The sequence below is a fragment of the Nocardia sp. PLKS1-43 genome, assembly GCF_059510335.1.
The window spans coordinates 535,944-547,837 of record NZ_JCAJZQ010000003.1 but is presented as its reverse complement, the minus strand read 5'-3'; the positions used below and the strand labels follow the sequence as shown (position 1 = coordinate 547,837).

The window sequence follows — 11,894 nt, the reverse complement described above, 5'->3', positions numbered from 1 at the left end:
AAATGTTGACGACCGGAGTGGTGGACTGAGCGATGTACGTGCGGACATTGACGCTGCGTGATTTTCGCTCCTGGGCCGAGGTCGATCTCGAATTATCCCCAGGCCGAACGCTTTTCCTGGGTGCCAATGGCAACGGCAAGACCAATCTGGTCGAGGCGGTCGGTTATCTGTCCACACTCGGCTCACATCGGGTGGCTTCGGACGCACCGCTGATTCGCCTGGGCGCGCAGCGATCTCGGCTCGGGGCGACGGTGGTGAACGCCGGCCGCGAGTTGCGCGTCGATGTGGAGTTGAATCAGGGTTCGGCCAATCGCGCACAGATCAACCGTTCTCCGGTCCGGCGCACCCGCGAGATCCTCGGCATTCTGCAGACGGTGTTGTTCGCTCCGGAGGATCTGGCCCTGGTCCGGGGCGACCCCTCCGAACGACGGCGCTTCCTCGACGAGTTGTGCACAGCCCGTCTGCCCAGGCTGGCCGGTGTGCGTTCGGACTACGACCGAGTACTGCGCCAGCGCTCGGCGCTATTGAAAACCGCTGGCAGACAGGCGCGTTCACGTTCGGGACCGGCTACGGAACTGAGCACCCTGGACGTCTGGGACGGACATCTGGCCACCCACGGCGCCGAACTACTGGCTCAGCGGCTGCGGCTGGTACACGACCTGTACCCCCATTTGGAACAGGCGTATCGCTCGATCGCCCCGGAATCGCGCACCGCGTCGATCCGCTATCGCAGCGGATATCTGCCCCCGGAATTGCTGGACCCGGCCCGCGATCCACAGCCCGAGGACGTCGAGGCTTTGGCGGCGCTCATGCTGAGTGAGCTGGCGCAGGCCCGGCCGAAAGAACTCGAGCGCGGGGTGTGCCTGGTCGGGCCGCACCGTGACGATCTGGAACTCATGCTGGGCTCGGCGCCTGCGAAAGGCTTTGCCAGCCATGGGGAATCGTGGTCGTTCGCGCTGGCGCTGCGGTTGTCGGCCTTCGAATTGCTGCGTGGAATGGGCACCGATCCGATCCTCATGCTCGACGATGTCTTCGCCGAACTGGACCGTCGTCGGCGCGCCGCCCTGGCCGCCGTCGCCGCGACCGCCGAACAGGTGCTGATCACCGCGGCAGTGCCCGAGGACGTCCCGGCCGAACTCGAGGCGACCCCGTTGCGAGTGGAAACCACCGGTGCGGCCGACGAGCGGACCTCGCATATCGCGAATCAGGTGTCGCCCACCACATCTTGACGTTCGCGGCTGTCACAACACGGTGGTGTGACACTCCCCGGTGTCGGGGCGTGTCTGCGCGCAGACCGACTAGCCTTCTTATCCACAGATCGACGACCGAGGATGGCGCCATGGATTCCGGACCCGACGAGGCCGCCGCATCGTCGTCCGGCGACTCCGGGCCGGAGTTGCGCGGAATAGATCTGGCCCGCCGCGCGCTCGAGGAGGCCCGCGCCGCGGCCAAGGCCAGCGGCAAGGCGGTAGGACAGGGGAGGGCCTCGCCGCGGAAGGGCGGGGTGCGGGCGCTGCGGCGCCGCGGCTGGTCGGGCGCTCGCCCCGATGAACGTGATCCGCAATTGCTCTCCACGGTCGCCGGTGCGTTGGCCAAGAGCCGTGGCTGGTCCGGGAAAGTCGCCGAGGGCATGGTTTTCGGCCGCTGGCCGAATGTGGTCGGTGAGGACATCGCGACCCACGCGACGCCCATCTCGCTCACCGACGGTGTGCTGAGTATTCAGGCCGAATCGACCGCCTGGGCCACCCAGTTGCGGATGTTGCAGGCTCAACTGCTGGCCAAGATCAACGCGGCCGTCGGGCAGGGCGTGGTCAAGACGCTCAAGATCAGCGGCCCCGCCGCGCCCAGCTGGCGCAAGGGCGCTCGCCACGTGAAGGGGCTGGGCCCGCGCGATACCTACGGCTGATCCGTTTCACGTGGAACCGGAAGGTCCGCGGGTAACGGCGAGTGCCGCAACCGATCCCGCGCCGGGATCGGGTATGCCGGGTCGGCGCAGTGGTCGCACAGCAGCCGATCGGCCACGGAGGCTTACGGGACATTCGGACCTACAACCGGACCCGATGCGGTTCGATTTATCTCACTCACGACGCTGTCAGGGGTGTCATAGGTGCATCCTGTGCCGGGCGTACCAGTAGGATGGTGAGGTAACTAGCGGCGATACCCTCGGCACGTTCCGTGCTGCCGCCCGCTGGGCCCATAATTCTCGAGCGGTTCGACATCTCGAGCAGAAACCATCTGGGGTCCGACGTGTGCGCCTCTGGCGTCGTGCCGAGGGATCAGCAAGTAAGGAGAGCTACCGAGCAGTGGCTGCCAACGACTCCAATGCAAGCGGCTCGACCAACCCCAAGTCAGGTAAGCAGACCTACGGTGCCGAATCCATCACCGTTCTCGAGGGACTCGAGGCGGTACGCAAGCGCCCCGGTATGTACATCGGTTCCACCGGCGAGCGCGGTCTGCACCACCTGATCTGGGAAGTTGTCGACAACTCCGTCGACGAGGCGATGGCAGGTTACGCCACCCGCGTCGATGTCACCCTGCTCGCCGATGGCGGTGTCGAGGTCGTCGACGACGGCCGCGGTATTCCGACCAGCATGCACGCCCAGGGCATCCCCACCATCGAGGTGGTCATGACCCAGCTGCACGCGGGCGGCAAGTTCGACTCCGAGTCCTATGCGGTGTCCGGCGGTCTGCACGGCGTCGGCATCTCGGTGGTGAACGCGCTGTCCACTCGCCTGCAGGCCGAGATCGACTACGACGGTCACCACTGGAGCCAGGAGTACAAGGATGCCAAGCCCGGCAAGCTGATCCAGGGCGAGTCGACCAAGCGCACCGGCACCACCATCCGGTTCTGGCCGGACCCGAACATCTTCGAGACCACGTTCTTCAACTTCGAGACCGTGTCCCGGCGTCTGCAGGAGATGGCCTTCCTCAACAAGGGCCTGACCATCACCCTGACCGATGAGCGGGTGGCCGAGTCGGAGGTCACCGAAGAGGTGGTGAGCGAGACCGCCGAGGCGCCCAAGCACGCCGATGAAGCCGCGGCGGCCGAGCACAAGGTCAAGACCCGCACGTATCACTACCCGGGTGGCCTCGAGGACTTCGTCAAGCACATCAACCGGACCAAGCAGCCGATCCACAACACCGTGGTGGCCTTCACCGGCAAGGGCCCGGGCCACGAGCTCGAGGTCGCGATGCAGTGGAATTCGGGTTATTCCGAGTCCGTGCACACCTTCGCGAACACCATCAACACCCATGAGGGCGGTACGCACGAGGAAGGTTTCCGTGCGGCCCTGACCACGGTGGTGAACAAGTACGCCAAGGACAAGAAACTTCTCAAGGAGAAGGACGGCAACCTCACCGGCGACGATATCCGCGAGGGCCTAGCCGCGATCGTCAGCGTGAAGGTCGGCGAGCCGCAGTTCGAGGGCCAGACCAAGACCAAACTCGGTAATACCGAGGTCAAATCCTTCGTGCAGCGCACCTGCAACGAGCATCTGGCGCACTGGTTCGAGGCCAATCCGGCCGATGCGAAAACCATTGTGAACAAGGCGGTTTCCTCCGCGCAGGCCCGCGTCGCCGCGCGTAAGGCTCGTGAGCTGGTGCGCCGCAAGAGCGCGACGGATCTGGGCGGGCTGCCCGGTAAGCTGGCCGACTGCCGCTCGAAGGATCCGACGAAGTCGGAGATCTACATCGTCGAGGGTGACTCCGCCGGCGGTTCGGCGAAGTCCGGCCGCGATTCGATGTACCAGGCGATCCTGCCGCTGCGCGGAAAGATCATCAACGTCGAGAAGGCCCGCATCGACCGCGTGCTGAAGAACAACGAGGTGCAGTCGATCATCACCGCCTTCGGCACCGGCATCCACGACGAGTTCGACATCGCCAAGCTGCGGTATCACAAGATCGTGCTGATGGCCGACGCCGACGTCGACGGTCAGCACATCTCGACCCTGCTGCTGACGCTGCTGTTCCGCTTCATGCGCCCGCTGGTCGAACACGGTCACGTATTCCTGGCCCAGCCGCCGCTGTACAAGCTCAAGTGGCAGCGTTCGGATCCGGAGTTCGCCTACTCCGACCGCGAGCGCGACGGTCTGCTCGAGGCGGGCCTGGCCGCGGGCAAGAAGATCAACAAGGACGACGGTGTCCAGCGCTACAAGGGTCTGGGCGAGATGAACGCCAAGGAGCTGTGGGAGACCACGATGGACCCGGCGGTGCGCGTGCTGCGCCTGGTCACCCTGGACGACGCCGCCGCTGCCGACGAGCTGTTCTCCGTTCTGATGGGCGAGGACGTCGAGGCCCGTCGCAGCTTCATCACCCGCAATGCCAAGGACGTTCGCTTCCTCGACGTGTAGTCCGGCGCGAATCACCGTGCCGCAGAACAGGACTACAAAGGAGACTTCATGACTGAGACGACACTGCCGCCCGGCGGTGGTGGCGACCGGATCGAACCGGTCGACATCCAGAACGAAATGCAGAGCAGCTACATCGATTACGCGATGAGCGTGATCGTCGGGCGCGCTCTGCCCGAGGTTCGCGACGGCCTCAAGCCGGTGCACCGCCGCGTGCTGTACGCGATGTACGACAACGGGTATCGCCCCGATCGCGGCTATGTGAAATCCGCGCGCCCGGTCGCCGAAACGATGGGTAACTACCACCCGCACGGCGACGCCTCGATCTACGACACCCTCGTCCGCATGGCGCAGCCCTGGTCGCTGCGGTATCCGCTGGTGGACGGCCAGGGCAACTTCGGTTCCCGCGGTAACGACGGCGCGGCCGCCATGCGTTACACCGAATGCCGCCTCACGCCGCTGGCCATGGAGCTGCTGCGCGAAATCGACCATGAGACAGTCGATTTCACGCCGAACTACGACGGTCGTTCGCAGGAACCGGTGGTTCTCCCCAGCCGGGTGCCGAACCTGTTGATGAACGGCAGCAACGGCATCGCGGTCGGAATGGCGACCAACATCCCGCCGCACAACCTGAACGAACTCGCCGAGGCGATCTACTGGGCGCTGGAGAATTACGACGCCGACGAGGAGGCCACCCTCGCCGCGTGCATGGAGCGGGTCAAGGGCCCGGACTTCCCGACGCACGGCCTGATCGTCGGCACGCAGGGCATCCACGACGCCTACACCACCGGGCGCGGTTCGATCCGCATGCGCGGTGTGGTGGAGATCGAGGAGGACAACCGCGGCCGCACCACGATCGTCATCACCGAGCTGCCGTACCAGGTCAACACGGACAACTTCATCAACGCGATCGCCGAGCAGGTCAAGGACGGCAAGATCGCGGGCATCTCCGATATCCACGACGAGTCCTCGGATCGCGCGGGTATGCGGATCGTGGTCACGGTCAAGCGCGACGCCGTGGCCAAGGTGGTGCTGAACAACCTCTACAAGCACACCCAGCTGCAGACCAGTTTCGGCGCGAACATGCTGTCCATCGTCGACGGCGTACCGCGCACGCTGCGCTTGGATCAGATGATCCGGCTCTACGTCGAGCACCAGTTGGACGTCATCGTCCGGCGCACCCGCTACCTGCTGCGCAAGGCCGAGGAACGCGCCCACATCCTGCGTGGACTGGTCAAGGCCCTGGACGCGCTGGACGAGGTCATCGCCCTGATCCGGCGTTCGGCCAATACCGACACCGCGCGCACCGGCCTGATGGAACTGCTGGACATCGATGAGATCCAGGCCACGGCCATCCTCGATATGCAGCTGCGCCGCCTGTCGGCCCTGGAACGGCAGAAGATCGTCGACGAGTTGGCCAAGATCGAGGCCGAGATCGCCGATTTGAAGGACATTCTGGACAAGCCGGAGCGGCAGCGCGCGATCGTGCGCGACGAGCTGAAGGAAATCGTCGACAAATACGGCGACGACCGGCGCACCCGGATCATCTCCGCCGACGGCGATGTCGCCGACGAGGATCTGATCGCCCGCGAGGACGTGGTCGTCACGATCACCGAAACCGGATATGCCAAGCGCACCAAGACCGATCTGTACCGCAGCCAGAAGCGCGGCGGTAAGGGTGTGCAGGGCGCCGGCCTCAAGCAGGACGACCTGGTCAAGCATTTCTTCGTCACGTCGACCCACGATTGGCTGCTGTTCTTCACGAACCTGGGCCGGGTGTACCGGACCAAGGCGTACGAGCTGCCCGAGGCGGCCCGCACCGCCCGCGGTCAGCACGTGGCGAATCTGCTGGCCTTCCAGCCGGAGGAGAAGATCGCCCAGGTCATCCAGATCAAGACCTACGAGGACGCGCCGTATCTGGTGCTGGCCACGCGCAATGGTCTGGTGAAGAAGTCCAAGCTGACCGATTTCGATTCCAACCGCACCGGCGGCATCGTCGCGGTGAATCTGCGCGACACCGACGAACTGGTCGGCGCGGCGCTGTGCTCGGCGGACGACGATCTGCTGCTGGTCTCCGCGCACGGGCAGTCGATCCGCTTCCCCGCGAACGACGAGGTGCTGCGTCCGATGGGCCGGGCCACCTCCGGCGTACAGGGCATGCGGTTCAACACCGATGACGAACTGTTGTCGCTCAACGTGGTTCGTGACGATACGTATCTGCTGGTCGCCACATCCGGCGGCTATTCCAAGCGGACCGCGATCGAGGAGTACACCGCACAGGGCCGAGGCGGAAAAGGCGTCCTGACTATTCAGTACGACCAGCGTCGTGGCAGTCTGGTGGGTGCGCTCATCGTCGACGATGAGGACGAGCTCTACGCGATCACTTCCGGTGGTGGTGTCATCCGGACCGCGGCGAAACAGGTTCGCAAGGCCGGGCGTCAGACCAAGGGCGTGCGATTGATGAATCTCGGTGAGGGAGATACGTTGCTTGCGATCGCTCGTAACGCGGACGAGCCCGACGAGGTTCCCGGCGAAGACGACACCAGTGGTTCCGAGAAGAAGTAGTTTTACCCGAGCAGCGGCGGCACAACGGATCTAAGGAATCCCCATTGACCACTCCGAACCAGCCGAACGACGAGCGGCCCCACGCCAACGGTGTGACCGAGCGGATAGCATCATCGCCGATTCCGCCGCGCCCCATTTCGCGGGCGACGTCCACGGATGACGGCGGGTCGGGCAGTACGCCCGAAAAGACCGATAAGTCAGCCGATTCCGCGAAGCCGGAGGAATCGGGCGAGTCGGCCAAGGCCGAGAGCGGCTCCCGGTTCGAGGAGGGGTGGTCACAGCTGCCGCAGCGCGAGCCGCAGTCGAACCTGAACCGTCCGGGCCAGGCGCCGGTGAAGGGTCGGCCGCAGTCGGTGGGTCTGGGTGGTTCGGGTAATGCCCGCACCACCGCGGACCTGGCCGCCAAGGCCGCGCGCAAGGAGGCGGCGATGGTGAAGTCCGTCGGCATCGACGGACCCACCCGCAGCATCGCGCGTCCGGAGCTGGTCAAGGACATGCCGGACCTGTCCGAGCTGCGTCATCCGCTGCCGCCCTCGGAGCATCACACGGCCACGCAGCAGCCCGTCTCGCCCGCGGTCCCGCAGGCCGTGGTCCAGGCCGCGTCCACCGGTCAGCCGCTGCGCGCGACCGTCCAGCTGCGGCACATCGATCCGTGGTCGACGCTGAAGATCTCGCTGGTGATCAGCGTGGCGATGTTCTTCGTCTGGATGCTGGCGGTCGGCTTCCTGTACATCGTGCTGTCCGGCATGGGTGTCTGGGACCGTCTGAACAGCACGTTCACCGATATGGTGTCCGACAACAACTCGAACTCCTCCGCGCTGATCGACGCGGGCACCGTTTTCGGCTACGCCGCGGTCATCGGCCTGATCAACGTCGTACTGATGACGGCCCTGTCCACGGTCGGTGTCTTCATCTACAACCAGTGCACCGACCTCGTCGGCGGTATCCAGGTAACCCTGGCCGACCCCGACTGACCCTGCTCCACCACGGCCGGACCTGCCCGCCGCAGGTCCGGCCGTTCTCGTCCGCACACCTCTCTACCAGCGGTTTTGGTTGTACCCCGGGTGGTCGGGTAATCTTTGCTCTCGGTTCGGGACAACAAAACCCCAGCCCACACGGGCCTATAGCTCAGGCGGTTAGAGCGCTTCGCTGATAACGAAGAGGTCGGAGGTTCAAGTCCTCCTAGGCCCACACTTCATGAAATGCCCTCGGTCGATGGTTTCGGTCGGGGGCATTCGTCATTTCGGTGCGTCGATGTGGTGATCAGGCCGCGCGGACCATGCGGTTGGCGAAGGTGGACATCGTGTAGGCGCCGATGCCCAGGACGATTTCCAGGGCGTTGCGGTGGGTGTAGCCGTGTGCGAGCAGGGCTGCGAGGGTGTCGTCGTCGATGGCGCCGGTGGTGGCCAGGACTGTCAGGGTGAAGACTCTGATGGCGTCGAGTCGCTTGTCGGACAACGGTTCTTGCGCCCGCAGGGCGGTGATCAGGCCGGTGTCACCGCCTGCCGCGCGGAGTCTGGCGGTGTGGATGCGGACGCAGACGTGACAGCCGTTGCGGACCGCGATGATCATGATGACCACCTCCCGGGCCAGCGGGTCGAGGGTGCAGTTGTCGAAGCTGCGGCTGAGGGCCAGGAATCCGTTCAGCAGCTCGGGCGCGCCGGCCAGCTTGGCCACGGCATCGGGCAGGTTGCCGCCCCATTCGGCGGTGACCATCCGCATCGCCTCCCGGGACGCTTCCGGGGCGGTGTCGACGGTGTGTGCGGTGAACATCGGGTCCTCCTAAGATGGACAACATGGTTGACGATCAAACGGTAAACCAGGTTGTCGATTTCGGCAAGAGCGCACCTCCGGGCTATGAGCTGCCGCTGCTGCTCTTCGCGGGATTCCGGACGGTGATCGACGAGCTGCACGCCGAGCTCGCCGAGCAGGGGCACCCGGATATGCGCCCGGCGCACGGGTTCGCCATGCAGGCGATCGGCCCGGAAGGCTCGACCGCCACCGAGGTCGCCCGCCGTCTCGGGGTCACCAAACAGGCCGCGGGCAAGACCGTCGACCGCCTCGTTGTCGTGGGGTATGCCGAACGGGCCACGGATCCCGCCGACGCCCGCCGCCGGATCGTGCGGCTGACCCCGCGAGGGTTCGACGCACTGGCCCGCTCGGCCGCGATCTTCGATCGGATTCGCGCCACCTGGAGTGAAGCGTTGGGGGACAGTCGCCTGCGAGCGATGGAGGACGCTCTGCGCACGGTCGTGGCGCCTACCGCGTTCCGGCTGGACGCGGCCGGGTGGCTGGGCACGAACTGATCGCGCTGACCGATCGGCACGGTTCGTTCGCATCCGCCGGGAAATGGCCTTGATCGCGAGATTCCAGAGTCTGCTCGACGAGTCACGGCCGAGAGCGAAGTGCTCTGCGCCGCAGTCGAATACGCCGGAAATGTGGCTCATGCTCGCGGGCCGGTGCTGGGTGATATCGAGTACCGGCGCTACGCGGCGGCGGTGACGCGATTGCGCACCGCGGTGGCCGGTTACCACAATGCGAGCGTCGCCCGCGAATGAATCTGTCGCACCGGACAATTCGCGCGGGTGTCAGCGGTCGTCGGGCTCGGCCGCGCGCTGACGGATCATGCCGACCAGCACGCGCTGTACGGTCTCCAGATCGCCGTTGACGACACCGGCGATATCCTCCGCGGAACAGGGGCGCCGACGCGGCGGCAGGCCCAGCAGCGAGCGCAGAACGGCCACATCGTCGGTACCCTCGGCGAGTTGTTCCAGGTCGGGCAGCATCTGCTCGAACGCGGCCGTCGTCGCGTTTCCCGGCTCGCGCACCGCGACCTCCAATCTCACCGTCTCGGCGAGATCGGCGGAGATCCCGGTCAGCCGCTCGAGCAACCGATGCCAGTCGTCGGGGTCCACGGGCTAAAGCTTCGCCCCGCGTGCGGGCTTTGTCCAGCGTCCTTCGAGCGCCATCGCGTGTCGCTACTTGCGGCGAAGGCGTGTCGGGTTCAGCGTTTGACGCCGACGCCGCCGAGCCAGTCCAGGTACCGGGTCTCCTGCGGCTCGTCCGAATCGGGCCGCCACAGCGGGACCTGGACGATACCGGGCTCGACGAGTTCGAATCCGTCGAACAGCGCGGCGATCTCGGCCGCCGAGCGCGGCCGGCCCGGTGTGGTCGTCGAGCGGGTCAGTTCGAGCAGTTCCTCGAGCCGCTCCTGGGACCAGCCCTCATTGGTGAAGTGCGAGATCGCCAGGTGACTGCCGGGGCGCAAAACATCGCGCAGCCGACCGAGCACACCGTGCGGATCCATCTCGTCGCCGACCACGTGCAGAATCGAAAGCACCAGTACGGCAACGGGTTTCGTGAAGTCGATATGTTGTTCGACCTCCGGCGAACGCACCAGCGTGTCCAGGTCGCGGAAGTCGCCGCGAATCGCCGTCGCCCACGGGATGCCGGCCAGGATCCGACGGCCCATCAGGAAGGCGACCGGATCGTTGTCCACGTACACGACCTGCCCGTTCACGCCCAGCTCGGTCAGGATCTCGTGGATATTGCCCGCGGTCGGGATGCCCGAGCCGATATCGAGGAACTGAGTGATACCCGCCTCGGCGCAATAGGTGATCACCCGGCGCAGGAAAGCGCGATTCGCCCACGTCGCCCGCGTGATGCCCGGCCACCGGCGTTCCAGATCGTCCGCCCACTCCCGGTCCACCGCGAAATTGTGCGATCCGCCGAGCAGATGATCGTAGATGCGCGCGATGCTCGGCACCCGTGGATCGATGTCGTCCTCTGCCCAATCGGGAAGCTTTGGCACAGTGGACATTTCAGCCTCGCTCCCTAACTCGCCGATCCGGAACCGAACGTTCCAGCGGACCCGTGACGCCCCTCGACGGTACCCCACCGCCGTCGCAGGGGGAGCACAATCCCGGCTGCCTGCGATGCGGCGAGCGCACGCTTTCGCGTGCGCGGGAATCCAGCTCCAGGGTCGGCGACAGCATCCCGTTCCGGAGATTACGCGCCGCCGCCGCGACCATTCGGTGGAGCCTGGGGGAGTCGAACCGCTAACCCCTGCCGTACGGCTGAAAGCCATTACTACGGCCAACTATTGACAGTCAAACCTAGTCGGAAATGGGTGTTGAGCAGTTGATATTGCAACGGTCGACAACTATTGGAAACCGAATATACGTTCGGCAGGTTCGAACGTGGAGTGATTTCGTTGTCGAATCTGGACGCGCCGAACGGAAAAGCGTGGTGGTGACCGGTCAGTTATCGGGTCGTGCGGCGGTCGTAGGCGTGATCGCGAGAGAGATTGTCACTTCTACCGGGTTGTGTATCGATGGACAAGTGTCTAGTCTTTTGTCTGGAATGCTGACTGTAAGCGCATCTGATCTGCGTGTCGTTGAAAGCGAGGCTCAATCATGACGAAGGTGCCCACTCGGGAGGCTCGACTGGCGCACGCCGCCCGGCATGCCGAATTATGGAACGCCGGCCGGAAGGAAGATTGGATCGCGTCCTGGCGCAGCATCGTTCCTGTCGGTGTGCGCATGTTCGACCCCGTTGGGACCGAGGAGAAGACCGGATTCGACACTGCCACGACGCACGCGTGGGACCTGTTCCAGAACTTGTTGCGGATCACGATGCTGACCGTTCAGGTCAACGGCGATGAGATGGCTTGGGTATGTGAGAACCGGTTCGGAACCGGCGATGACACGGTCATGGTCCACAGCATCGAGACCTTCGCGTGGGACAGCGCGGGCGATCTCTTGATCAAAACCTACTACCCCATGCCCGAGCAGGTCGGCGCCACCGACGACCCTTATGCACATATCCTCGAAGGGCGGGGCGGTCGCTGACTGGCGAACTGCACGACTTCGGCGCCGGAACCGGAATCATTGTCCTTGTGCTCCTGCGCCAACCACCGGTACAGGGCGTGACAGACTCTCATGGGACTGTGAGGTGGCCAGGCCCGGAGGGCGCGGCAGTACC

10 protein-coding genes and 1 tRNA gene are annotated in these 11,894 nt (G+C 65.2%); 8 read left to right on the top strand and 3 right to left on the bottom strand.

What is annotated here, in order from left to right:
- The first annotated feature begins 32 nt into the window (after positions 1-32).
- The 6 genes from recF (at position 33) to AC5WS7_RS14290 (ending at position 8,102) form a co-directional block, all read left to right on the top strand.
- A complete protein-coding gene (recF, locus tag AC5WS7_RS14315; RefSeq protein ID WP_495954949.1) occupies positions 33-1,229 on the top strand; it encodes a DNA replication/repair protein RecF in 1,197 nt (398 codons plus the stop codon).
- A gap of 110 nt (positions 1,230-1,339) precedes the next feature.
- Positions 1,340-1,906, top strand: a complete 567-nt coding sequence (locus AC5WS7_RS14310) for a DUF721 family protein (RefSeq protein ID WP_495954948.1) — start codon at positions 1,340-1,342, stop codon at positions 1,904-1,906.
- Between the two features lie 397 nt (positions 1,907-2,303).
- Positions 2,304-4,349, top strand: a complete 2,046-nt coding sequence (gyrB, locus tag AC5WS7_RS14305) for a DNA topoisomerase (ATP-hydrolyzing) subunit B (protein WP_495954947.1) — start codon at positions 2,304-2,306, stop codon at positions 4,347-4,349.
- Positions 4,350-4,397: 48 nt separating this feature from the next.
- Entirely contained in the window at positions 4,398-6,911 is a 2,514-nt protein-coding gene (gyrA, locus tag AC5WS7_RS14300; protein ID WP_495954946.1) for a DNA gyrase subunit A, read from the top strand.
- Positions 6,912-6,955: 44 nt separating this feature from the next.
- On the top strand, positions 6,956-7,885 hold the full coding sequence (locus AC5WS7_RS14295; RefSeq protein WP_495954945.1) for a DUF3566 domain-containing protein: 930 nt from the start codon (positions 6,956-6,958) through the stop codon (positions 7,883-7,885).
- Positions 7,886-8,028: 143 nt separating this feature from the next.
- Positions 8,029-8,102, top strand: a tRNA-Ile gene (locus tag AC5WS7_RS14290).
- 72 nt (positions 8,103-8,174) lie between these two features.
- On the opposite strand, the gene AC5WS7_RS14285 is transcribed toward AC5WS7_RS14290, so the two are convergent.
- On the bottom strand, positions 8,175-8,684 hold the full coding sequence (locus AC5WS7_RS14285; RefSeq protein ID WP_495954944.1) for a carboxymuconolactone decarboxylase family protein: 510 nt from the start codon (positions 8,682-8,684) through the stop codon (positions 8,175-8,177).
- 23 nt (positions 8,685-8,707) lie between these two features.
- On the opposite strand from AC5WS7_RS14285, the gene AC5WS7_RS14280 reads away from it, so the two are divergent.
- Positions 8,708-9,217, top strand: coding sequence for a MarR family winged helix-turn-helix transcriptional regulator (locus AC5WS7_RS14280; protein WP_495954943.1), 510 nt, complete (start codon positions 8,708-8,710; stop codon positions 9,215-9,217).
- A gap of 282 nt (positions 9,218-9,499) precedes the next feature.
- Here the strand turns inward: AC5WS7_RS14280 and AC5WS7_RS14275 are convergent, their stop codons facing one another.
- A complete protein-coding gene (locus AC5WS7_RS14275) occupies positions 9,500-9,826 on the bottom strand; it encodes a hypothetical protein (RefSeq protein WP_495954942.1) in 327 nt (108 codons plus the stop codon).
- 89 nt (positions 9,827-9,915) lie between these two features.
- Positions 9,916-10,731, bottom strand: a complete 816-nt coding sequence (locus AC5WS7_RS14270) for an SAM-dependent methyltransferase (RefSeq protein ID WP_495954941.1) — start codon at positions 10,729-10,731, stop codon at positions 9,916-9,918.
- 595 nt (positions 10,732-11,326) lie between these two features.
- On the opposite strand from AC5WS7_RS14270, the gene AC5WS7_RS14265 reads away from it, so the two are divergent.
- Positions 11,327-11,761 (top strand): hypothetical protein, encoded by a 435-nt coding sequence (locus AC5WS7_RS14265; RefSeq protein WP_495954940.1) that lies wholly within the window; start codon positions 11,327-11,329, stop codon positions 11,759-11,761.
- Positions 11,762-11,894 lie beyond the last annotated feature (133 nt).

Excerpts from the sequence above, each read along its gene's own strand:
- recF (WP_495954949.1), top strand. The coding sequence starts at position 33 with ATGTACGTGCGGACATTGACGCTGCGTGATTTTCGCTCCTGGGCCGAG.
- AC5WS7_RS14310 (WP_495954948.1), top strand. The coding sequence starts at position 1,340 with ATGGATTCCGGACCCGACGAGGCCGCCGCATCGTCGTCCGGCGACTCC.
- gyrA (WP_495954946.1), top strand. The coding sequence starts at position 4,398 with ATGACTGAGACGACACTGCCGCCCGGCGGTGGTGGCGACCGGATCGAA.
- AC5WS7_RS14285 (WP_495954944.1), bottom strand. The coding sequence starts at position 8,684 with ATGTTCACCGCACACACCGTCGACACCGCCCCGGAAGCGTCCCGGGAG.
- AC5WS7_RS14280 (WP_495954943.1), top strand. The coding sequence starts at position 8,708 with ATGGTTGACGATCAAACGGTAAACCAGGTTGTCGATTTCGGCAAGAGC.
- AC5WS7_RS14270 (WP_495954941.1), bottom strand. The coding sequence starts at position 10,731 with ATGTCCACTGTGCCAAAGCTTCCCGATTGGGCAGAGGACGACATCGAT.
- AC5WS7_RS14265 (WP_495954940.1), top strand. The coding sequence starts at position 11,327 with ATGACGAAGGTGCCCACTCGGGAGGCTCGACTGGCGCACGCCGCCCGG.